Origin of the sequence: Leptotrichia shahii, assembly GCF_008327825.1 — a bacterium.
In the GTDB taxonomy this organism is placed as follows: Bacteria; Fusobacteriota; Fusobacteriia; order Fusobacteriales; family Leptotrichiaceae; genus Leptotrichia; species Leptotrichia shahii.
Genome location: NZ_AP019827.1, coordinates 884,626 through 908,928 on the forward strand (window position 1 = coordinate 884,626; position 24,303 = coordinate 908,928).

The 24,303-nt window shown below is 27.8% G+C and carries 20 protein-coding genes; 10 read left to right on the plus strand and 10 right to left on the minus strand.

The features are described 5' to 3' along the window. Positions 1 to 47: 47 nt before the first annotated feature. Together F1564_RS04150 and F1564_RS04155 are read right to left on the minus strand one after the other, a co-directional pair. Positions 48 to 1,361, minus strand: coding sequence for a HAMP domain-containing sensor histidine kinase (locus tag F1564_RS04150; protein WP_018450196.1), 1,314 nt, complete (start codon positions 1,359 to 1,361; stop codon positions 48 to 50). After that, a complete protein-coding gene (locus F1564_RS04155; protein WP_018450195.1) occupies positions 1,358 to 2,005 on the minus strand; it encodes a response regulator transcription factor in 648 nt (215 codons plus the stop codon). The genes F1564_RS04150 and F1564_RS04155 overlap by 4 nt, the downstream gene beginning before the upstream one ends. Positions 2,006 to 2,541: 536 nt before the next feature. On the opposite strand from F1564_RS04155, the gene F1564_RS04160 reads away from it, so the two are divergent. The 9 genes from F1564_RS04160 (at position 2,542) to F1564_RS04200 (ending at position 11,710) form a co-directional block, all read left to right on the plus strand. Continuing rightward, positions 2,542 to 3,075: a phosphatase PAP2 family protein gene (locus F1564_RS04160; RefSeq protein WP_408610475.1), complete on the plus strand. Its 534-nt coding sequence runs from the start codon at positions 2,542 to 2,544 to the stop codon at positions 3,073 to 3,075. Positions 3,076 to 3,348: 273 nt separating this feature from the next. Continuing rightward, on the plus strand, positions 3,349 to 5,301 hold the full coding sequence (locus F1564_RS04165; protein WP_018450193.1) for an aconitate hydratase: 1,953 nt from the start codon (positions 3,349 to 3,351) through the stop codon (positions 5,299 to 5,301). A gap of 60 nt (positions 5,302 to 5,361) precedes the next feature. After that, positions 5,362 to 6,363, plus strand: coding sequence for an isocitrate/isopropylmalate dehydrogenase family protein (locus F1564_RS04170; RefSeq protein ID WP_018450192.1), 1,002 nt, complete (start codon positions 5,362 to 5,364; stop codon positions 6,361 to 6,363). A gap of 15 nt (positions 6,364 to 6,378) precedes the next feature. Beyond that, on the plus strand, positions 6,379 to 7,710 hold the full coding sequence (locus F1564_RS04175; protein WP_018450191.1) for a citrate/2-methylcitrate synthase: 1,332 nt from the start codon (positions 6,379 to 6,381) through the stop codon (positions 7,708 to 7,710). Between the two features lie 141 nt (positions 7,711 to 7,851). Beyond that, a complete protein-coding gene (locus F1564_RS04180; RefSeq protein ID WP_018450190.1) occupies positions 7,852 to 8,556 on the plus strand; it encodes a UTRA domain-containing protein in 705 nt (234 codons plus the stop codon). Between the two features lie 14 nt (positions 8,557 to 8,570). Beyond that, positions 8,571 to 9,254: a response regulator transcription factor gene (locus F1564_RS04185; RefSeq protein WP_018450189.1), complete on the plus strand. Its 684-nt coding sequence runs from the start codon at positions 8,571 to 8,573 to the stop codon at positions 9,252 to 9,254. Positions 9,255 to 9,295: 41 nt separating this feature from the next. Next, positions 9,296 to 10,657 carry a sensor histidine kinase gene (locus F1564_RS04190; protein ID WP_018450188.1) on the plus strand — a complete coding sequence of 454 codons (1,362 nt, stop codon included), beginning with the start codon at positions 9,296 to 9,298 and terminating at the stop codon, positions 10,655 to 10,657. A 385-nt stretch (positions 10,658 to 11,042) separates the two neighbouring features. Beyond that, positions 11,043 to 11,330: a PepSY domain-containing protein gene (locus F1564_RS04195; protein WP_018450187.1), complete on the plus strand. Its 288-nt coding sequence runs from the start codon at positions 11,043 to 11,045 to the stop codon at positions 11,328 to 11,330. A gap of 23 nt (positions 11,331 to 11,353) precedes the next feature. Continuing rightward, positions 11,354 to 11,710 carry a PepSY domain-containing protein gene (locus F1564_RS04200; RefSeq protein ID WP_018450186.1) on the plus strand — a complete coding sequence of 119 codons (357 nt, stop codon included), beginning with the start codon at positions 11,354 to 11,356 and terminating at the stop codon, positions 11,708 to 11,710. A gap of 211 nt (positions 11,711 to 11,921) precedes the next feature. Here the strand turns inward: F1564_RS04200 and F1564_RS04205 are convergent, their stop codons facing one another. The 6 genes from F1564_RS04205 to F1564_RS04230 all read right to left on the minus strand — a co-directional run bounded on the left by F1564_RS04205 (position 11,922) and on the right by F1564_RS04230 (position 17,859). Then, on the minus strand, positions 11,922 to 12,866 hold the full coding sequence (locus F1564_RS04205; protein ID WP_018450185.1) for an ROK family protein: 945 nt from the start codon (positions 12,864 to 12,866) through the stop codon (positions 11,922 to 11,924). Between the two features lie 245 nt (positions 12,867 to 13,111). Continuing rightward, positions 13,112 to 13,915, minus strand: a complete 804-nt coding sequence (gene proC, locus F1564_RS04210; RefSeq protein ID WP_018450184.1) for a pyrroline-5-carboxylate reductase — start codon at positions 13,913 to 13,915, stop codon at positions 13,112 to 13,114. Between the two features lie 19 nt (positions 13,916 to 13,934). Next, positions 13,935 to 14,522 carry a cob(I)yrinic acid a,c-diamide adenosyltransferase gene (locus tag F1564_RS04215; protein WP_018450183.1) on the minus strand — a complete coding sequence of 196 codons (588 nt, stop codon included), beginning with the start codon at positions 14,520 to 14,522 and terminating at the stop codon, positions 13,935 to 13,937. A gap of 55 nt (positions 14,523 to 14,577) precedes the next feature. Continuing rightward, the gene (locus F1564_RS04220; RefSeq protein ID WP_018450182.1) at positions 14,578 to 15,126 is read right to left on the minus strand and encodes a hypothetical protein; all 549 of its coding nucleotides are present in this window, start codon (positions 15,124 to 15,126) and stop codon (positions 14,578 to 14,580) included. A gap of 102 nt (positions 15,127 to 15,228) precedes the next feature. After that, entirely contained in the window at positions 15,229 to 16,632 is a 1,404-nt protein-coding gene (gene rlmD / locus F1564_RS04225) for a 23S rRNA (uracil(1939)-C(5))-methyltransferase RlmD (RefSeq protein WP_018450181.1), read from the minus strand. A gap of 12 nt (positions 16,633 to 16,644) precedes the next feature. Further along, positions 16,645 to 17,859: a M20 metallopeptidase family protein gene (locus F1564_RS04230; protein ID WP_018450180.1), complete on the minus strand. Its 1,215-nt coding sequence runs from the start codon at positions 17,857 to 17,859 to the stop codon at positions 16,645 to 16,647. Positions 17,860 to 18,321: 462 nt separating this feature from the next. On the opposite strand from F1564_RS04230, the gene F1564_RS04235 reads away from it, so the two are divergent. Beyond that, complete coding sequence (locus F1564_RS04235) at positions 18,322 to 19,020, plus strand: esterase (RefSeq protein ID WP_018450179.1); 699 nt, start codon at positions 18,322 to 18,324, stop codon at positions 19,018 to 19,020. A 293-nt stretch (positions 19,021 to 19,313) separates the two neighbouring features. Here F1564_RS04235 and F1564_RS04240 read toward each other — a convergent pair whose 3' ends face one another. Then, the gene (locus F1564_RS04240; RefSeq protein WP_018450178.1) at positions 19,314 to 21,005 is read right to left on the minus strand and encodes an AAA family ATPase; all 1,692 of its coding nucleotides are present in this window, start codon (positions 21,003 to 21,005) and stop codon (positions 19,314 to 19,316) included. Between the two features lie 27 nt (positions 21,006 to 21,032). Continuing rightward, on the minus strand, positions 21,033 to 24,275 hold the full coding sequence (locus F1564_RS04245; protein WP_018450177.1) for a DKNYY domain-containing protein: 3,243 nt from the start codon (positions 24,273 to 24,275) through the stop codon (positions 21,033 to 21,035). Between the last annotated feature and the right edge of the window lie 28 nt (positions 24,276 to 24,303).

Sequence of the window (24,303 nt, forward strand, 5' to 3'; positions counted from 1 at the left end):
AGCCTTTTAATTTTTTATTCATAATTTTTATTCTTAAATTTTTGTTTCTATTCTTCTATTTCAATCTTTTTAAACTCCATTCTTACATCAAGTCCATCTTCCCTATTTTCCAAATAGATTTCTCCGTCGTTTAATAAAATTATATCTTTTATAATTGAAAGTCCAAGTCCCGCTCCTTTTTTAGCGTTTTTCCCTTGAAAATTACGATTAAACAATTTTTTCTTTTCTTCTTCAGGAATTCCTTCTCCATAATTTCTTACGATAATTTCTGCCGTCTCATTTTCTTTGGCAATTAACTCAATATTCCCAGCAGAATATTTTATGCTATTGTCAATTAATCCACGCAAAACTTCTGAAATTAGGTTTTTATCAATGAAAATATTCACATTGTCATTGGATTTTACTAAAATTTTCCTTTCGATATTTAAAAGTTCATAATCTTTTTTTATTTTTTCAAAAAGTTGTTTTACATTGGCAATTTCTTTTTTGATAGTAATTTTTTCAAGATTGGAACTTAAAAATAGCGTATTTATAATTCTTTCAAGATTTTTTACTTCGATATCCATATTTTCAATAGCTTCTTCTAATAATTTTTCGTCATCTTTTCCCCATTTTAAGACATCCAAATATCCTTTCATTATAGCAAGCGGGGTTTTTAATTCGTGTGACACATCAGAGGAAAAAGTTTTTTGACTCTTTATAATTTCCTCTTTTTTCTTAAAAGTCTCATTTAAAACATCAATCAGCTCTCCAATTTCGTCATCTCTTGTTTTTGTCAATTGTGCGTCGATATTGTGATTATTTATTTCCTTGCTTTGAGAAATTATGTTTGTTAAAGGATTTAATACATATTCTGCTACAATTTTTGAAATTATGATAATAGAAATTGTAATTAAAATAAACATTAAAAGCATAACATACAAAACTTCATGTGCTTCCATATATTCAAAATTTCTTATTGCATAATATTTTGTATTGTTCACAGTATAAATCCTTTTGTAAACAAATCTATCCCATTTTGTTTCAAGTTTATTTACTTCAAATTTTTTAAAATCAAAATTATTTTCATCATTTGTTAAATAAATAAAAGTTCCATTTTTTTTGACAGCAAGAGAAATATATTCTTTGTCGGCATAATCATAGTTTTTGTAAGTTTCTTTCAATTTATTACTTGGGAGATTTTTCAATTTATCAATGGCTGATAAAACAAGTTTGTCCATTTCTTTTGTTTCTGCTTTAACAGCTGTATGAATTAAAAATATAGTCATTCCCAAAATAATTATAAATGAGATAAATACTAAGCTTACTGTATTTGCAAAAATTATTTTATCTTTTATTTTTTTTAGTCTTATTTTTTTCATATTTTTAAAATGTATCCAATTCCTCTCACAGTTTTAATTTTTTCTTTTCCTAATTTTTGCCTAATTTTTTTCATCGTGCTGTCGAGCAGATTATCACTTGCTTCCCAGCCCCATATTTTTTCAATAATTTTATCTCGTGAAACAATTTCCTCTTTATTCTCAATCAATAATTTAACCAATTCAAATTCCGTTTTTGTCAGCAAGATGGGTTCATCATCTAAAAATACAGAATAATTTTCCATATTTAATTTTAAGTTTTTATAAACAACCTGAGAAATTTTTTCTTTTCTGATATTTATATTAATTCTTGCGTCAAGTTCAAGAAAATCAAAAGGTTTTGTAACATAATCACTTGCTCCTGATTTTAATAAATCGACTTTTTCTTCAATATTATTTTTCGCTGAAATAACGATTATTGGAACTTCCGATATTTTTCTAACATTTTTACAAACTTCATTCCCTTCCATTAAAGGAAGTCCTAAATCTAAAAGGATTAAATCATAAAATTCTCTCTTTTTATCAATTTCATTCAAAGCATCAATTCCATTTTCAATTATCACAATCTCATGATTTTCCCGCTCCAGCTGTAATTTCAAAATCCTTGATATTTTTTTGTCATCTTCAACAACTAATATTTTTCCCATTTTTCCTCTTTTCAAAATTTATTTTTTGTAGTATTATTATTCGTAGTAAATATTATATTTAACATTTTACAACAAAAATAAAAGATGTAAATTAAATAACTAATAAAAATAGTAATTTTAAAAATAAAACATTAATTTTTGTTTTTTTTTTAGTCGACTAATACTAAAATTTACAAAAAGAAAAATAGAAGTTGTATTTTTGTAGACAAGAATTCTTTCCTTCTTGCTAAAAATTTATTCAGTTTAAATTCATTTTAAATTTATTTTTATGATATTATATACTTATCAAAAGATTACATCTTAGTTTTATAAAAATAAAAATTTGGTAAAATGTTGCAATTAATATTGTAATTTAAGAACAAAAACAAGTAAGGAGAAGGTGATTTTTTTTGCAATTAACAACTAATATTTTTTCTATCGACAGATTCTTTTTTAAGCATTTATCATATATTTCAGAATCAAGTATTTTTGGTCATTCAGAAAGTGTTAAAAAATTTTTTCGTTTTATTACTAACTTTGGGGAAGGATATTTTGAATTGTTACTGATTGTTGTGTTATTATCGTTCTTTTTAATAAATAAAAAGAAATATAGTCATTTAAAAAAATGTATTTTAGCAATAATCTTTACCTTGCTTTTCACTCAAATTACAGTAAACTTAATGAAAATATTATTTGCAAGAGCAAGACCATCAATAACTGTAAATCCTGAAAGATTTTATGGAATAATGACTTTAATTAAAAATAGTTCATTTCGTAAAGGCAGCTATACATCCTTTCCTTCAGGACACACGATTACAGCTTGGGGAACAATTTGGATTTTATCTTTTTATATAAAGAGCAGATTTATCAAGATTCCATTATTTATTTTAGGAATTTTAGTCGGAATTAGCCGTGTTTATTTAGTACGTCATTGGATTACTGATGTGATTGCGAGTGTTATTATTTCATATTTTATTGCAAAATTTGTATATAAAAAAATATTTAAAAATAAAGAAAAAATTGTAAAAAGAAATTTAATTTCATATTATAGAAAAATAAGTGTTAAAATTTTTAGAAGAAATGGAATATAGTTCAGAACTTTTTAGTGTTTTTAGAAAATAATCTATTAAATATTTCTAAAGACGATTTATTTGATATACAAACGAAAAAAATTTATATAGGAGAAATAACTCTAATAGTAGAAAAGGTCAATGTTTATTGGCTTTTTTTAAATTATATATAATATATATGTAATCATAAAAAAAATATATATTATATATCGTTGACACAATTTGAGATTGGTATTATAATTAAAACATAGTTGAAAAATTAAATTGGAAGAAGTTATGTCAGGAGGATAAAAAATGGGTATGAGCTTAACGTACAAGATTTTGAAAAAAAATCTTTTAAAAGGAGAATTAAAAGCAGGTAACGAAATCGCAGTAAGAGTTAATCAGACACTTACACAAGATTCCACGGGAACAATGGCATATTTACAGCTAAATGCAATGAATATTGATAAAGTAGCAACAGAAATTTCAGTGGCTTATGTTGATCACAATATGCTGCAATCAAGTTTTGAGAATGCAGATGATCATGAATTTATTAAAACATCAGCTGAAAAACATAATATTGTTTTTTCAAAACCCGGAAATGGGATTTGTCATAGATTACATTTAGAAAGATTTGGGAAACCAGGGAAAATATTGATTGGTTCGGATAGTCACACTCCTACTGGTGGAGGACTTGGAATGCTTGCGATTGGAGCAGGTGGGCTTGATGTTGCAATTGGTATGGCGAGAGGGCTTTACTATTTAAAAGTACCAAAAGTTTATAATATCGAACTTAAAGGGAAATTACAGCCTTGGGTATCAGCTAAGGATGTGATTTTGCACGTATTGAAAGAATTGACAGTAAAAGGTGGAGTTGGATTTGTAATGGAATATACTGGAGATGGTATAAAATCACTATCTGTTGAGGATAGAGCCACTATTACAAATATGGGAGCTGAACTAGGAGCTACAACTTCAATTTTTCCAAGTGATGAAAATGCGAAAATTTTCTTGGAAAAACAATCACGTGGAGAAGATTTTGTAGAGCTGCTGCCTGATAAAGATGCAGTTTATGATGAAAAATTAATCGTTAATTTAGATGAATTGGTACCGCTTGCAGCTTTTCCTCATAGCCCTGATAACGTGCATGAAATTCCAAAAGATAAAAAATTGAAAGTTGATCAAATTGCGATTGGTTCGTGTACCAACTCATCTTATTCAGATTTTATGAAACTTGCGGCGATTTTAGATGGGAAAAAAGTTCATCCAGATGTGAGTCTTGTTTTATCGCCAGGTTCAAGTAATATTATGAAAATGATTTCAGAAAATGGAGCATTGGCTAAATTTATAGCGGCTGGTGCGAGATTGCTAGAAGCTGCGTGTGGCCCTTGTATTGGAATGGGACAAGCACCAAAAACAGATGGAATTTCACTTAGAACATTTAACAGAAACTTCAAGGGAAGATGTGGAACAATGAGTGCAGGAGTTTACCTAGTAAGTACAGAAACAGCTGCTGCATCTGCAATCACAGGATATTTGACAGATCCTAGAGAGTTAGGAGAAGAAATTATCATTGAAGATCCAGAAAAATTTGAAGTATCAGATAATTACTTCATTTTCCCAAATCCTAATGAAGAGGAAGCCAAAAAGGAAAGAGAAGCTGTAAAAATTGTTATGGGGCCTAATATTCAGCCATTCCCAATTGGTGAAGAATTAAAAGACAGCTTTACTAAAAAAGTTATTCTAAAAACAGGAGATAACATTACAACAGATGACATTTGTCCATCAAACGCTGCATTATTGCCGTTCCGTTCAAATATTCCTAAATTATCTGAACACTGTTTTGAAACAATTATTCCTGATTTCAAAGAAAGAGCTGAAAAAAATAATGGTGGAATTGTTGTTGGTGGAGAAAATTATGGTCAGGGATCGAGCCGTGAACATGCTGCATTGTTGCCACTTTATCTTGGCATAAAAGCTGTTATTGCAAAATCATTCGCAAGAATCCACAAAGCAAACTTAATAAACAGTGGAATCATACCATTAGAATTTGAAAATACAGATGATTATAATAAAATTGATGAATACGATGAGTTACAATTGTCAAATATCCCAGATTCATTGGCAAATGGAAGATTTACTGTAAAAAATCTAACTAAAAATATTGAATTTCCTGCTAGATTCAATGGTTCAGAAAGAGAACTTAAAATCTTGAAATTTGGTGGATATTTGAAATTTGCTACAAGTGATGAATTTTTGAGTTAAAATGCAAGAAGTACCGTAATTCCTTATTAAAAAAATAATTTAGAAAGTGTGGAAAATATTATGAAAAAAATTACATTGATACCTGGAGATGGAATTGGATATGAAATCTCTGATAGCCTAGTAAAAATTTTTGAAGCAGCAAAAGTTCCTGTAGAGTTTGAGACTGAAAATGCAGGGTTGGATGTTTATGAAAAAACGGGAGAGCTTATACCAGAAAGTCTTTATGAAAGTATTGAAAGGAATAAGATTGCGATAAAAGGACCTATTACTACGCCGATTGGAAAAGGATTTAGAAGTATAAACGTGTATCTTAGAAAAAAATACGATTTATACACAAATTTTAGACCTTCAAGAAATTTGCCTGGAATAGAAACTCGATATAATAATATTGATTTGGCTATTTTCCGTGAAAATACTGAAGGAATCTATATTGGTGAAGAAAAATATGAAAATGAAGAAAAAACTAGTGCAGTTGCTGTGAAAAGGATTACAAGAAAAGGCAGTAAAAGAATTATTAAAAGTGCTTTTGAATATGCAAAAAATAATGGGATTTCAAAAGTAACAGTTGTTCATAAAGCAAATATTTTGAAATTTACTGATGGAATGTTTTTGGATATTGCAAGAGAAATTTCAAAAGAATATGAAAATATTGAGTTAGAAGAACTTATTATTGATAATATGTGTATGCAGCTTGTTACAAATCCTGAAAGATTTAAAGTAATTGTTACAATGAATTTATATGGAGATATCTTGTCTGATTTAGTAGCTGGACTTGTTGGAGGTCTTGGAGTTGCACCTGGAGCTAATATCGGAGATAATATTGCTATTTTTGAGGCAGTACACGGATCGGCTCCTGATATTGCAGGACAAAATAAGGCAAATCCGCTTGCGTTGTTGCTTTCCTCAATTGAAATGTTAAAATATTTAAAACTTGATGATTTTGCCAAAAATATTGAAAAAGCAATTTTAAAAACATTAACTGATGGCTGCAAAACAGCTGATTTAGGTGGAAATATTACAACTACTGAGTTTACGGATAAAATTATTAAAAATCTGAAATAGGGAGTTGTGAAAAATATGAAGAGTGATTTTATTAATGAACTGGGAGTTATGTTTATCGAAAATAATTCTATTTCAGATGATATTTACAATAAATTGAATGTAAAAAGAGGTCTCAGAAATAAAAACGGAACAGGAGTTCTCGTTGGATTAACAAAAATTGGTTCTGTTTTAGGATATTCAATTGATAAAGACGGAAAAAAGATTCCAGCCGAAGGAGAACTTTATTATCGTGGTATTCCTATAAAAAAACTCGTAGCTCAATTTAAAAAGGAAAAGACTTTTTGCTTTGAAAAGACGATATTTTTATTGCTTTTTGGAAAAGTTCCTTCTAATTTTGAATTAAAAATGTTTATTAGTACTTTGAAAGAATATCAGAACTTGCCAGATGAATTTATTGAAGATTTTATATTGAGGAAGCCGAGTACTGATATAATGAATCAGCTTCAACGGTCTGTCCTGTGTCTTTATACTTTAGACGAAAATCCAGATGATGTCAGTCTTTCAAACTTAATTGACCAATCTTTAAATTTGATTGCAAAATTTCCTAGTCTTCTTGTTTATTGTTATCAAGCATGTAATTATAAGCATTTTAACAAGAGTTTGATCATTCACAATCCAGTTGAAGAATACAGTATTGCACAAAATATCCTCCACATGCTTAGAAGTGATAATCAATTTACAGAATTGGAAGCTGAAGTGCTAGACTTGATTCTGGTTATTCATGCGGAACATGGAGGAGGAAATAACTCAACTTTTACTTCTCATGTAGTTTCTTCGACTAGAACCGATACATATTCATCAATTTCAGCTTCAATCGGAGCTTTAAAAGGACCTATGCACGGTGGAGCAAATTCGATGGTTACAAAAATGGTGGAAGATATTAAAAAAAATACTGATCCATATAATGAAGTTAGACTGAAGGAATATTTGAAAAAAATATTTAATAAAGAAACATTTGATAAAAAAGGTAGAATTTATGGTATGGGACATGCTGTTTACACAATTTCAGATCCCCGTGCTGTATTGCTAAAGAAAAAAGCTTATGAATTGGCTAAAGAAAAAAATGCACTTGAAGAATTTGAATTATTTTCAAATATTGAAAAACTTACAAAAGAAATTGGGAAAGAATTAAAAGGAGATAAATTTGAAATTTGTGCGAATGTTGATTTATACTCAGGTTTCGTATACAAACTTTTGAATATTCCACAAAATATTTTTACTCCACTTTTTGCACTTTCACGAATTGCTAGCTGGAATGCACATAGAATGGAACAAATTTTAGTTGATAAAAAATTGATTAGACCAGCATACAAGGCAATTGATGAAAATGGAAATGTCTTTTTGTAAATTTTTAGGTTAGGGAGAAAATTTTATTCTCCTTTTTTATTATAAATTTTATTATAAATTAATTTTTATTTATTCTAACCATTGTTATTTTCTCATTTATGGGATATAATAAATTGATATTTCTTGAAAGGAGATATGTCTGTGAGTAAATATAAAGAAGTTTATAATGACATAAAAGAAAAAATTACAAATGGAACATTCAAGGCAAAGGAATTTTTAGAAAGCGAATCTGGACTTGCACGTAAATATTCGTATTCTAAGGATACGATAAGAAAGGCGCTTTCTATGCTTGAATTAGATGGATATATTCAAAAAACTAAAGGGAAAAATTCAATGGTTTTAGAAAATGGACGGTTTAAAAATAGCTTATCAAATCTTAGAACTTCAAAGGAACTTAACAAAATTGAAAATATTGATATTACTACTAATTTAATTGAATTAAGCGTTGTTAGCGGAATTAAGGAAATTATAGATATTTTTGAAGTACCTGAAGAAGTTTCATTTTATAAGGTTTCACGTACTCGTATTTTGGATGGAGAAGCTCTTGAGTATGAAACAACTTATTTTGATATGAGGATTGTTCCATTTCTGGATAAAAAAATCGCAGAAAGTTCAACTTATGATTATCTTGAAAAAAAATTACATTTGAAAATATCTCATTCACGGCGTGAAATAAAATTTAGATATGCAACTGAAGATGAAAAAAAATATATGGATTTAAAGGATTTTAATACAGTTATAGTAGTTGAAAGTCACACTTACTTGTCTAATGGAACATTATTTCAATATGGTATAAATTCCTATAGACCAGATAAATTTGTATTTTCAACCATAGCAAAAAGATAGGTTGGTGAAAATTTGTGAGAATTTTAGTAATTGAAGATGAAAAAAATTTAAACAATATAATTGTAAAGAAGTTAGTGATGGAAAAATACGGAGTAGATAGTTGTTTTAATGGAGATGATGCACTTGATTATATTTTTTCCGCTGAATACGATGTTATTATTTCAGATATTATGTTGCCTGGAATAGATGGATTTGAGATTTTAAAGACAATAAGAGAAAAAGGGATAAAAACGCCAGTCTTATTGCTGACTGCATTAGATGGGATTGAAGATAGAGTTAAAGGGCTTGATTATGGAGCTGACGACTATTTAGTAAAACCATTTGCCTTTGATGAGTTAATGGCGAGAATAAGAGTGCTATTACGGAGAAATTCAACAAATGGAAATTCAAATGCAAGTAATGTATTTTCGATTGCAAATTTAACAGTAAATTGTAACTCTCACGATGTTTTTCGTGATGATGTCCCAATAAAACTCTCAACAAGAGAATTTACAATTTTGGAATATATGATACGAAATAAGGAACGAGTGCTATCAAGAGAACAAATTGAGCAACACATTTGGAATTATGATTATGAGGGCGGTACAAATGTTATTGATGTTTACATCAGGTATTTAAGAAAAAAAATTGATAAAAATTTTGAGCCTAAATTAATTCATACGATTCGTGGAGTTGGATATGTCTTAAAAGTTGAATAATTACAATAAAAAATTAAAAAAAGGACTAAAATAATAAAAATATGAAAAGATATTTTAATAACAGTTCGATACAGCTGAAAATAGGTTTGTGGTATATGGGAATTATGATTTTACTCGTAATTTCTTCATTATACATTGTATTTTATATAAGTGAAAATATTATTCATTCAAGTGTGCGGACTTATCTAAAAGATGTCGTAATTCACAGACTTGATTATTTAACAATAAAAAATGGAGAAATTATAATTGACAGTAATTTTGACACAATGATTCAAAATGTGGAAATTTCCATTTATGATAAGGATTTTAAATTTCTTTATGGAAATTCACCAAATGGATTTGAAATGGATAATAAGAAATCAAAGGATGATAAAATTATAATTGTAAGAAGTCATAATCAAAAATGGTATGTATATAATAAAATGATTAATCTTGGAAGTTATGGAAAAGTGTGGATTCGAGGAGTAATGCCTAATATTGGACAATCAAACGCTATTGAGACAGTAATCCATATTTCCTTTATAATCTTACCATTTTTTCTTATACTTTCAGCAATAGGAGGATATATTATTACAAAAAATGCCTTTACTCCAATTGAAAAAATTAGAAAAATTGCAGAAAAAATTAATGAAGGAAATGATTTATCACAACGTATTAACCTTGGTAAAGGGAAAGATGAACTTCATACACTTGCCAATACTTTTGATGTGATGTTTGATAGACTTCAGACTTCCTTTGAAAATGAAGTCCAATTTACTTCAGATGTTTCTCATGAATTACGAACACCGATCACAGTTATCCAAACACAGGCAGAATATGGAAAAAGTTACATAAATTCACTTGGAGAAGCAAAAGAATCCTTTAGAATTATTGAAAAGGAAGGGCAAAAGATGTCAAAACTGGTGTCACAGTTACTAATTTTGGCACGTATGGAACGTGGAAAGCAAAAATTGAATCTAGAGAATATCAATTTAAGTGAGCTGTTACAAATGACTATTGAAACTCAAATTTCTGCCGCAGAAGATAAAAATATGAAATTCATTACAAAAATTGTTCCTGAACTTTATGCAAAAATTGATGAGATGATGATTATGCGAGTTTTTACAAATTTAATTTCAAATGCAATTTCCTATGGAAAGCAAAATGGAACAATTACCATTGAGTTATTTTTAGGAAAGGATGAAAATAAAGTTATTAGCAAAATTTCTGATGATGGAATAGGAATACCAGAAGATGAACTGGACAAAATATGGCTGAGATTTTATCAAGTAGATCCGTCTAAGAGTGGAGATAACTCAGGACTTGGACTTTCTATGGTAAAAAAAATTGTAGAATTACATAATGGGGAAATTTTTGTAGAAAGCGAATTTGGAGCTGGGACGACCTTTACAGTAATTTTGTAAAGTTTAAAAAAATAAGTATTGAAAAAATTATCACACTAAAATGCCGATTAATAAAGATTAATATACAAAACTAAAAAATTTTTCAAAAAATTTAAAAAAATTAAAAGTTCTCATTTTTCTTTAATGTTTATATGGTATTATTATCATGTCAGAAAAAATGATACAAAGCTCAACTTAAGTATCAAACTTATTTACTCGAGTAAAATAATATCTTTTGAAAATTTGGTTAAAGATTTTATGTAAAAATGAAAAAAATATATTTATTAAGAAGGGAGAAGTTTTAGTATTATTAAATTTTAGTAATTGTATATTATGAAGAAAAAAGTAAAAGTTATAGATAAATAAACATTATAAACATTATTTAGAAAGGAAGGGAAAAAGGCTTATGAAAATTAGATTTTTAAAAATAGTATTGCTTGGAATGTTATCAGTTAGTTTATTAGTTTTTTCAGTTGGAAAGGAAAGAAGAAAAGTGACAGCAGTCAAGGCAAAACAAATTGCTCTAGCCAAAGTTCCCGGAGCGACATTTGCAAATGTCCTTGAATTTGATATGGAAAATAATGAATTTTATAAAGGGAAAATTAATTATCGAAATGTTGCTTATAATTTTGAAATAGATGTTTATACTGGAAAAGTAATTAATTGGAGTGAAGAAAAAAGTAGTGATAAATAAAAAAAGAGTTTATGGAGAAAAAAATGATAAATAGAATAATAAAAAAAGGATATATTAATTATATAATTACTTTAATAATATTTCTCCTTTCTGTCAGTTTTTTGACAAAAGGAAGCGTTATTGAACAAAAAAATGAAATAAAGTTAATACCCAAAATTAATATAAAAACTTCTGACACGCAAATAACACCAAATAAAGCAAAAGAGATTGCATTGGCACATGCTGGAATTGAAGAAACAGTTGCCAATTTCAAAAAAATTAAATTGGATAATAAAAATGGAAAATCTGTCTATGAAATAGAGTTTATTGCAAATAAATCCAGATATGAATTTATTATTGATGCAAAAACTGGTTCAATTATGAAATTTGAAAAAAGATAATTGGAGTAAATGAAAAAAGAAAGATTAAAAAATGTAAATTAAAGTATAAAAATAAAAGTGAAAAAATGAAAAAATTAAGAAGTAAAAAATAAAGACTATTTAAGATTTTAAAAATAGTCTTTTTTTATTATATCAACAAAAATTTATTATTTTATTTATTTACTGATAAACTAAAAACAAGGGATAAAGACCCCTTGCTAAAATTTATTTATTACATCATTCCAAGATAAGCTGCACCTAATATCCCTGCATCATTTCCAAGAGTAGCTGTAACAAGTCTTAAGTTTTCAAGAGTTGATGGGAATGCAATATCTTTTAGTTTTTCTTTTACACGGTCAAATAAAATATCTCCAGCAAGTGCGACTCCGCCACCAATTACAACAATTTCAGGATCTAATGTACTAAGCAAGTTTCCAATACCAAAAGCTAACTGTTCAGCTTCATAGTCTACAATTTCAAGAGAAAATTTATCATCTTTTTTAGCTGCATCAAAGACATCTTTTGCTTCTAATTCTCTACCTTTTGTCATTTCATAAAGTAAATTCTGTTTGTTTACTGCAAGACGGCTGTTTGCTTCACGAATTATTCCAGTAGCAGAAGCATAAGCCTCCCAGCATCCTTTTTGTCCGCATCCGCATAGTTTTCCATTTAACTCGATCTTTATATGTCCGACTTCTCCTCCAGCTCCGTTTTCACCGCTGACAAGTTTTCCATCGACAATAATTCCACCACCAATTCCAGTTCCAACAGCAAGTCCTAATACATTTTTATATCCTTTGGCTGCACCCTTCCACATTTCTCCAAGTGTAATAACATTAACATCATTGTCAACTTTTACTGGTTTCCCAAGATTTTTTTCAAATTCTAATGCAAGGTCAACTCCATTTTTCCAAGGAAAATTTGCCCAGAATTTAACGATTCTAGAATTTAGTACAGGACCTGGAACGCCAACACCAATTGATAAAACATTATCAAAATTGATATTGCTTCCTTCAATCTGGTTAAGCAAAATTTTTGATAATCTTTGGATTGTTTCAGAAAATCCTTCCATTGAATCAGTTTTTACAATAGTTTTGAAAATAATATTTCCCTTTTCATCTACAAGTCCAATTTTTGTATTGGTTCCTCCTAGATCAATTCCAACATAATATTTCATAAGACCTCCTAATTATAATTTTTTTATTTTATAGCAATCCTAGTTTTAAGTATCACTAAAAAATTAGGCTATATTTTATAAGCCAATCCATTGTTTCTTATATATTTTTAGTACACTTTTAAGTGGATTAACTATAGTTTTACTATGAAAGTATCGTTCAAAATCTTTTTTAAATTAAATATAAATTATTATATTTCAGTATAAGTCTACCTCATTTATTTATCATTGTCAATATTATATTAAAATTATTCTTGTGCCATTTCTTTTGATTTTTCTGTGCAGGCTTTTACTGCTTGTATCACAGTTCCTCTAAATTTTCCGTCTTCTAGTGCTTTTAGAGCTGCAATCGTAGTTCCTCCAGGGGAAGTTACTTCATCTTTCAAAATACCTGGATGTTTTTTTGTTTCAAGTATCATTTTAGCAGAACCTAAAACGGTTTGAGCAATGATTTTATAAGCCTTTTCTCTTGGCATACCTTCTAGAACGCCTCCATCAGCAAGAGCTTCTATAAATACATAGACGTATGCTGGAAGAGAACCGCTAATTCCAGTATAAACATGCATAAGTTTTTCTTCGATTTCTATACTTTTTCCAAAACTATCCAGTAATTTGAAGATTATTTTTTTTTCAGTTTCTTCAATGTTTGGATTAAATGAAACTGCTGTCATTCCTTCCATTACTTGAGCAGGTGTATTTGGCATAGTTCTTACCACTTTTTTATCACTTCCAATATTTTTTTCAATAAAATTAATACTAATTCCAGCTGCAATTGATAAAATTATAGTATTTTTATTCAATTTATCTTTAATTTTTTTCAAAACTATTGGTACAATATTTGGTTTTACCGAAAGAATAATAATATTACTTTTTTCCACAAGTTCATTTTCAGTTTTCGCCTTTTTCACATCATATTCCTTCACTAATTTTTCAACTTTTTCTTGATTTAAGTCAAAAACAGTTATATTATTACTTACAAGAAAATTAGAAGTTATAACACCTTTTAATATCGAGCATCCCATATTTCCAGCTCCAATAATTCCTAATTCCACCTTAAATCAGCTCCTTTTTTTAATCTTTTACTTTAAAAATCTTTTTACTTTTTTTATAAATAGTTTCATTAACTCCCAATTTTAAATTTACAAGACATGCTATTACAAAAAAATAATCTGAAAGCCTATTTATATATTGAAGTCCAATTTTGTTTATTTTTTCATTTTCTTCAATTACAGCAACCATTCTTCTTTCAAGATTTCGTGTATTTGACCGAATCAAATGAAACATACTAGAAATTTTGCTTCCACCTGGAATTATAAAATACTCAAGTTTAGGAAGTAGTGGAATATATTCATCCATCCTTTGTTCAAGCCACTTCACATCATCAATTTTTTGCTTATATTCTCGCAGTCCATGAGGTATTGCAAGATCGCTTCCACAGTCAAATAATTGCTGCTGAATATTTTCACATTCCTTGCGAATTTCTCCCAAAACTTTATTTAATTTATCATTTTCTCGAATTTCAGCTACAATAACTCCAAGTAGTGAACAGACTTCATCCATTGTTCCGTATGCCTGCACTCTCACATTAGTTTTGCTCACATGTTTTCCACCAGCAAGCCTTGTAAAGCCTTCATCACCATATTTTGTGTATATTTTCATAAATTCTCAACTTTCTTTAATATATTTTTATTATTTTACAATAATTTTTTAATTTTTAAATTTCATATAAATTATCTATAAATTCATCAAAATTATCCGCTATTTTTATAACAAATGTAAATGCGTAATAAAAATAAATTCCTCCATTCACTTTGTGTAAAAGAAAAATTTCATCTTCTTTATTTTCAATTAAATCAAGCGGAATCAAATCATCTCTTAATTTTTCCTCGTTATCTAATCCAATATGAGGAGAATGTTTCCAATTTTCCACACATTCCTCTAAAACTCTATCTTCAAAGAATAATCGCCATACACTTAATAATTTTTTATCACAAAAAAAGGCTTCTATTTCTTCATTAAACATTTCTTTTTCTTCTTCATCTTCCAAATCGTAAGCATCTTTATACATTTCGCATAAAATTTCTTTAATTTTTTCATAAGTTTCATTTTTTAATTTATAACCATATTTTCCAGAACAATAAATAGCGTCATTTTCTTCTATCAATTTTCTGTATTTATTTAACCCTAATTTATCAAGTAATTCTGTTGATAAATATTTTCTTTCATCAAAATTTTTTCTTTTATCCAGTTCAAAATACTCCATCGTTTTTTATATTTTCTCCTATTTATTATTATTTTTTTTATTTCATTTGCTAACAATTTCCACGCTTTTTCTATAAAATATTAGACCAATATTTACTTTTCCTTATTTTTCCAATAATCCTACTACCTCAATATGCCCAGTCTGCGGGAACATATCCACAGGAGTAACTTTTGTTAATACATACCCATTTTCAGCCAAAATCTTCACATCTCGTGCAAAAGTGGCAGGATTGCAGGAAATATAGACAATTTTTTCGATTTTATTCTGTACAACACTTTTTAAGGCTGATTCTTCAATTCCTCGTCTTGGCGGGTCAAAAACTATTGCTCCGACATTTTCTCTCTTCAAAATTTTTGGTAGTTCTTTCTCAACTTTTCCATTTACAAATTCTACATTTTGAATGGAGTTTTCATAAGAAGTTAGCTTTGCAGCAAGTGTTGAACTTTCTACACTTTCAATTCCAATAACTTTTTTTATGTTTTTGGAAAGCATCATTGCAATTGTTCCAGTCCCTGAAAATGCATCAATTACTGTTTTTTCATAAAATTTATTATTTTTTTCTTCATTTAGAAATTCAATCGCTGTATCATACAATTTAAGTGCTTGTTTTTTATTAATTTGGAAAAATGAATTTGGATAAATCTTGAATTTTAATCCTTCCATTTCCTCTTCCAAATACTGGCTTCCAAATAAATGGACATTTTTACCTAAAATTACGTTATTCTGTTCAGTTTTTACAGAAATATAGATTGATTTTATGCAGTCATTTTCATCATACATTTCTTCCAGTACTTTTGAAAGCTGATTATACTGCGAATTTTTATTTACGACAACAACTATCATAACTTCATCTTTTTCATTATTTCTAACCATTATCTGCTTCAAAAATCCAGTATTATTCACTTCGTTAAAAACTTTAAATTCCTTTTTTGTACCTGCAAAACTATTTATTTTCTGCAAAAATTTATCAATAATTATTTTGGCAATTTCTGATTTTAGAAGACTTTCTTTAGCTGAAAACACATTGTGGGACTTTCTTGAATAAAATCCCGTCTGAATAATTCCATTTTTTTTGAAAAATGGCTCAGCCGTCTTGTTTCTATAATTAATTTTTTTATCACTTCCAATAATATTTTCAATTTGTAAATTTTCCAAATCAATTTCAGCAATTTTCTTAAGTACTTCTTCAAGCATCTTACCCTTATATTCAAGCTGTTTCTCATATTTAAGCATTCCAAAATCACAGCCATCAAAATCCTCAAAACTAATTTTGGACAAATCCTCAATTCTGTCTTTTGATGGTTCAATTATCCTAGTTATAAGCCCTCTTGCATACGACTTCTTTACCGAGATAATCTCCACTTCCAATTTATCTCCTGGCACACTCATCGGCACAAATACTGTAAATCCATCAATTCTCCCAAGTCCTTCTCCACCAAACACTATTTTTTCTATCTCAATTTCCAGTTTTTGCCCAACTTCATAATTGTTTTTTATTTTATTCATCTTATTCCTTTTTTATTTTAAATATTCCAAAATATTTTTCAATTGTAATCCCATTCCAATTTTTAAACTTTCCTCATCAATATTAAATTTAGGATGGTGCAAATCATAGATTAAACCTTTTTCTTCTATTCTTGTTCCTAGTCTAAAAAAACATCCAGGAATTTCATTTAAAAAATAACTTACATCTTCAACATCCATTCTAGGCTGCTTTATTAGTTCCAAAGCATTTTTACCATACAAATCAATAATATTATTTTCCACTCTTTTTGTCATTTCGTCATTATTAATTACAGGTGCATAACCACGTACAATATCAACATTTGCTGTTCCACCTAATGCTTCTACAAATTTAGGCAAGTCTCTTTCCAATGTTTCAATTATAAATGTTCGTGTTTCTTCGGACATTGTTCTAGCTGTTCCCTTCATTTCCACTTTGTCACAGACAACATTATCAGCAAAACCTCCATTAAATGCTCCAATTGTAATTACAGACTCTTCTCTTGGGTCAATTCTTCGGCTAACTATTGACTGTAGGTATTCCATAACTTTTGCTCCGATTAAAATTGCATCTACTCCTTTGTGTGGTAATGCAGCGTGGGCAGAAGTACCATTTATCGTAAGGTGTATTCTTGCTGATGAAGCATGTGCTTTTCCATACTTTATCCCAATTTTCCCAAGTTCTATTTCTGGAGCCATGTGTAATGCAAAAAAAGCATCTATTTTTTTATCTTTTTCCTTTTCAAATTCCAATGCTCCAGCTTTTATCATTCTGTCTGATCCTCCAGAAGTTTCCTCGGCAGGCTGAAAGAAAAATCTTACAGTTCCATTCCATTTATCCTTATTTTCTGCTAAAATTTTTGCTACTCCAAGTTGAATAGTTGTATGTGCATCGTGTCCGCAGGCATGCATTTTCCCAATATTTTTTGACTTGTACTCAACTTCATTTTCTTCCAAAATTGGTAATGCGTCAATATCTGCACGAGTAGCAACTGTCTTATTTTTCATATTTTCTTTGTCATTATAAATTGTCGCAACCACTCCAGTATTTATGATTTCAAAAAATTCAATCCCATTTTCCGTCAAAAATTTCTTTATTAATTTACTCGTTTCAATTTCTTCATCCCCAAGTTCAGGGTTTTCGTGAATAGTTCTTCTAACTTTTACCATTTCATGATAAATTTTATCAACATTTTCTTTTATAAACTTATTTATCTCTTGTGAATTCATTTTTTCTCACTTCACTTTCTAAAAAATTATATAACTTCATTATATCAAAAAATATTGGCTTTGTAAATTTTTGAGAAATAAATAAGTATTTAATATAGATCCTTATACTAAATCGCATTTGAAAAATAGAAAATATATTTTATTTATTCCATTGCAAGAGGTCAAGACTTACTGCTAAATAGAATTTATAATAAATCCATTAATCTAATAGGAAATAGTATTAGTAGTTTTTAAGATAAAATTTTCTAGAGTTCTAACTGCAACATCTAAAGCTGTAAATTCTTTATTAGAAATATTTTTTATTTTCCTTTTCTGTAAAGTTTTTGTTTTTTGTTTTTAATTTTACTACGATTTTCGAGATAATCAAATAGATGATTATTTCATAAAAATATATGTTATAATAATATTAATAAAAACTTATCAAAAAAATTCAAAATTCAATAGACACAAAAAGGAGCAAATATGAAAAAATTAAACATCAAAATAGAAGAAAAAGAATGTATTTTATATACAAACCAAAATCAAAAGATAGAATATATTTTAATACATCCTGTCGATGAGCATGATATGAAACTTTTAGACAATGAAGTGAAATATATTTATGAAAATACGGATAAAAATTTTAGTTTGGTAGCTTTCAAAATAGAAGACTGGAATAGCGAGCTGACACCTTGGGAAATGCCACTTCTTCGTGGAAAAGGAAATTTTGGCGATGGAGCTGGTAAAACATTAGAATTCATAAAGGATAAACTGATTCCAAGTTTGGCAGAATTTATGAATATTCAAGAAAAGAATGTGAAGTATATTTTAGGTGGATATTCTCTTGCTGGGTTATTTTCACTTTGGAGCGGTTATCAGACAGATATTTTTGATGGAATAGCTGGAGTTTCACCATCGGTTTGGTATAAGGATTGGCTAGATTTTGTGAAAAATAATAAGATTTTGGTAAAAAATGTTTATTTAAGTCTGGGAGATTTAGAAGAAAAGACTAAACATCAGGTTTTATCGAAGATTGGGGATAATATAAGGGAATATTTTGAGATTTTGAGAAATTCTGAAGATTTGGAAAAATGTATTTTGGAATGGAATGAGGGGAATCATTTTAGGGATTCTGATATACGAATGGGAAAAGGATTTGTATGGATTACAGAAAATTGTTGATTTTATTAATTTAAATAATTTAACTCCCCTAAGGGTAGAGGTAGAGGTGAAATTCGATATTTTTCGACTATCTAGTCAGTCTGTAAAATAACTAGAAGTATCGCTGTTCATTGCTATAAATAAAGTATGAGTTATTGGAACTCATTAAAATTATTATAATAAAAAACAAAGAGAGTTTCAAAACTCTCTTTAAATTGGTCTTTTTTTAACAATGAATATAAGTTTTTTATTTCATTTATTAAATTAATTATACAATATTTTTTTATGAAAAGCAATAATATTGTATTTTCTAACTATTTTTCAAATTTCACCTCAAATTCTTTCCCAAAAAATGCAATCCCAATTTTCAAGACTTTCTCAATCCCAGTATTTTTCAAAACATAACTATATCCTTTCTCATCAATTTGATTCAACGCAACTTCACATTCCTTTTCAAGTTTTTCATGAATTTTATCATTACTTAAATTTTCTGTCCCATTAATAATTTTCAATTCAATAATAATTCCTTCTTTTCCTTCCAAAATATTTTTAGGTTTTAAAAGTAAATCGTATCTTCCTTTTCCCGCAAAATTATTCGATGTAATTTCGTATTCATTTTTCAAAATTAAAACCAATCCTAGCATCAACCCGTGATAAAATTGCTCTTTGTAAGTTCCACTCACATCAAATATTCCAGTATTTTCCAATAAAATTTCTTTTAGATATTTTTTGAAATTTGAAATATCTCCTTTTCTTAAAGCATCTGACATATACAAAAATTTTTCATAATCGTCAAAGTATATCTCTATAAACATTTCCGAAAACATTTTCAATATCTCTTCATTTGGTATTTTCAAATAAACATCATTTTCATTGTATTTTTCTGCCAAAGTCAAGTAACCGCTATGAAAAAATAAATTCCAAATATTTTTTTCAAAATTAGCTTCCAAATTACCAAAAGTCATATTATCATTAATAATTTTTAAGATATTTTTTTTATCCAGAAGTTTTGTGAAATCATCAAAAATACTGTCTCTTAGCTTTTTCAAATATAATTTAATAAGAGCATTTCCACTTGTATTTACCCAATAAGGTTTCAATTTTCCATTTTTTAAAAAGTTGACAATAGACCATGGATTATAAACTTTCCTATTTCCAAATAAGTACCCATTATACCATTTTTGGACATCTTTCAATTCATATTCCAAACCAAAATCTTCGACTGATTTCTCCACTTCGTTTTCCATAATTCCAAAATATTCTGTAAACTCATCATCTAAAATTGTATGAACTTCTAAATTATTCAATCCAGAAAAAATATTTTCCTTAGCAACCCTCAAAATCCCAGTCATAACTCCCATTTCAACATACTCGTTATCTTTTAAAACTAATCCATAAAAACTTTTAAAAAAACTTATGGCTTTTTCATAATTCTCTTTTATATACGAATTTATTATAGGCTGATCATATTCATCAATCAACACAATCACCTTTTTTCCATAATATTCATACAAATATTTTGACAGATTGAGTAAAGAAGTCTCCCATTCTACCGAATCTAATCCTCTTCGCACAGAATTAAATTCTTCAATTTCAATTTCATCCATTTTTTCAATTAAAAATTTATAATCTGAATATAACCTTTTTACAATTCCTTTGATAGCCTTGAATCCATTTTCCCAGTTTTCTTCATCATAATTTCTGAATGAAACCGAAATCACAGGAAAATTTCCCTGCATGTCAAAATACTCACTTTTAGAAATATGCAAACCTTCAAACAATTTTCTATTCTCATTTTTATTCTTAACATCAAAAAAGTATTTAAGCATCGACATATTCAATGTTTTTCCAAATCGTCTAGGACGAGTAAACAATTTCACCTGAGAGCCATCTTCTAAAATATTTTCTATAAATTTTGTTTTATCAAAATAATAGTAATTTTTTTCAATAATGTCTTTAAAATTGGATATTCCAATTGGCAGTTTTGTTTTTTTGCTGTTTTTCATATCGAATATCCCCTCCTTTCATTTTTACTAATCATTAATATCCATTTCTTCAAACTTCTTCGGATTCTCCCCTTCCATTTTCTTCCCTTCAAAATAAACATTACTCCTATCTTTCCCATATTTGCCTCTCATTGTCACTTCAAAGCTATCTATATCCGCTCCATTTATTTTCACAAATTTTTCTCCATTCAAGAAATAAACTCCATTTTTATCTTTAAAATAATTGGAGCTATCCACTGGAGATTCGATTCTTTCAAGAGTTTTTAAATCAATATTTTTGCTGTCGAGTGGAATTATTTTATCTTTCTGGTTTTCACTTTCTAGCAATTTGTAAGCTCCATTTTTGTCAATCAAAATTTTGTCATACGAAATTCCGCCATCAAAATAGTTAAAGTTATTTGAACTGATTTTCTCCAATTTCTTCCCTCGATAAAACACACTATTTTTATCTTTTATCCAAAGCCCGTCTATTCCTTCGGCACTCTTAACATCTATTCCTTTTACTTTTTCTCCTTCAAAATAAACATTGTTTTTGTCTTTTGCAATAAAAGTATAATTTTCGTTTTCATATTTAAATGAATTTGGATCTGCTCCTTCTATTTTCTTAAACTCATTTTCTCCAAAATAATAGAGATTTTTATCGTCTTTATAATAATTTCCGCCTATTTCTTCAAAATTTTCAAGATTGACTTTTTCATTGATTGGAATTAATTTTATCTCATTTTTTTCTTCATCTTCGTCGATTTTATAAAGTCTATTTTTATCCTTTATAAAATTAAATACTATTTTTTCAAAACTTGCAGCATCGATTCCATCCAATTTTTTATTTTTATAATAAATATTATTTTTATCTTTCGCAAAATTATAATCCAAGTCTTTGAATGTTTTTAGGTCAGCATTTTCTATTTTATGTAAATTTCCAGAATCCTCGTAGTAAATACTATTTTTATCTTTAAAATAATAATCGCTATCATCAACTTTTTTAAAACTTCTCAAATCCAATCCTTTTAAGTTCAACTTTCTAGTTTTTATTTCTGAATTTTCATTTTCTTCTGAAATATTTTCCAAAAAGTACACTCCATTTTTATCTTTTATCATTTCATAGTTTAATGTTTCGAATGTCTTTGGATCAATTCCATCCATTTTGTACCCAAAAATATAAAGATTTTTATCATCTCTTGCAAAGTTACCATTAATAATTTCAAATGTCTTTGGATCTGCATAATTCAATTTTTCAAGTTTCATTTTGTCATCTCTATCGTTCAAAAAATATATGTTATTCTTATCTTTGTAATATTTGTTGTAAAAATCCCCCAAAAATTCAAAAGTCGGAATGTCAACTCCTTTTGTATCTAAAACTTCCACTTTATAAGTAATTCCATCACTTTCTCTATCTAAATAATAAACATTCTTATAATCTTTCACAAAATTAAACTCATTATCTAATATTTCAAACCCTTTGGAACTCACACCTTCCAATTTTTGATTTTCAATAAAAACACTATTTTTATCTATTGAAATAATTCCAAGCTCGAATGTAGATGGATCTGCTCCTTTTAATATTTTTAAAGTTTTCTTCTCACTATTTTCATCTGTGTCCACATAATAAATAGCATTTTTATCTCTATAATAAAATCCTTCATAAATATTTTCAAAAGTCACAACATCAATATTAAGATTTTTAATCGGCTTTATTTTAACTTTATCGTTATTATTTACAGAAATTTCATAAACATTCTTCTTATCTTTCAAATAAATATCATTAAAGATTTTAAGCCCATCTAGTCCTACAAAATCCAACTTTTCTCCAAAATAATAAACATTTTTCCTATCTGTTCCATAATTTCCGTTTACAACTTTAAATGTATTCCTATCAGCATTTTTCACAATTTTTATTTTTCCATGCTCATTGTCCACAAAGTAAACATTTTTCCCGTCTATCAAATAATTACTAAAAGTAGAATTTCCATCATCCAAATATTCCAAATTATTTACATCAATTTTTAAATTAATTTTCTCAAGTTTTCCATCAGAAAAATAATAAATATTATTTTTATCTTTTATAAAATCATTCAATTCAATTATTTTTTCAGCACTTTGAATATTAATATCACTTTTAATTTTTTTCAAGTCGTTATCCGAATGATAATAAAAACTATTTTTATCTTTATACAAATCGTATATCTCAAAATATTTAAATGTATCATAATCAATGTTCAAGCCATTTATTTTCTTTATTTTAAATTTTTCTTTTTCATCACCATTTGATTCATAATGAGAATTTCTTGCGTTTACAGTAATCAAATAATAATCCTTTCCATTTTTAAGAATATAGCCGTTATCTCCTAATTCTTCAACAATTTTAGCATTATTTGAAGGAATTCCATCTATTTTTTTCCCAAAATAATAAATTCCATTTTTATCCTTCCCAATTTCATTATTCAAAATATCAAAACTATTCCTATCAATATTTTTCAACACTTCCAAGCCAGAATTATAATTAAAGTCAGAATAATCATTTTTTAAAGTAAAAACATTATTTTTATCCCTAAAATAGTAGCTCTCTCCCATTCTCTCAAAAGTTTTTGCATCTGCATTTTCAATGTCTTTATGCCTATCGATATAAAAAACTCTATTCTTATCTTTCGCTATCCCATAGTCAAAATATTTAAAACTTGCAATATCTACATTTTCCAGTTTTTCTCCTTCGTTGTAAACATTATTTTTATCTCTAGCAATAGAATATCCTAAAATTTCAAAAGAATTCCTATCCGCTCCTGTTATTTTTTTCAAATTATCTTTATCCATATAAACATTGCTTTTATCTACATAATAGTCTGTGTAGGAATCTTTAGCGTTCTCTAAAACTTTAAAACTTTTCACATCAAGTCCGTCAATCGAAACTTTTCTCGTTTTTATTTCACTACTTGAAAAATAAGGAAACGAATCAGTTTCAAATTTATACAAATTTTTGTCATCTTTCACATATTTTGTATCCAAAATCTCAAATCCTTTAGGCGAAACATCTTTTATCTTTTTTCCAAGAAAATAAGCATTCTTGCTATCTTTTCCAAAAAATCCAATCGTTTCCATTTCATCTTCTCCCACATTCTCAAAAGTCTTTGCATCCGTACCTTTCACTTTCGACTTAATTTCAAGATATGGCATTTCATAATAAACTTCCCCATTTTCCTTAAAATATTCAGCATTTGCAATAGTTCCAGCTAAAATAAATAAAACTAATATTTTTAATAAATTTTTTCTTTTCATAATACTTGCTCCTTTTTTATCTTATCAA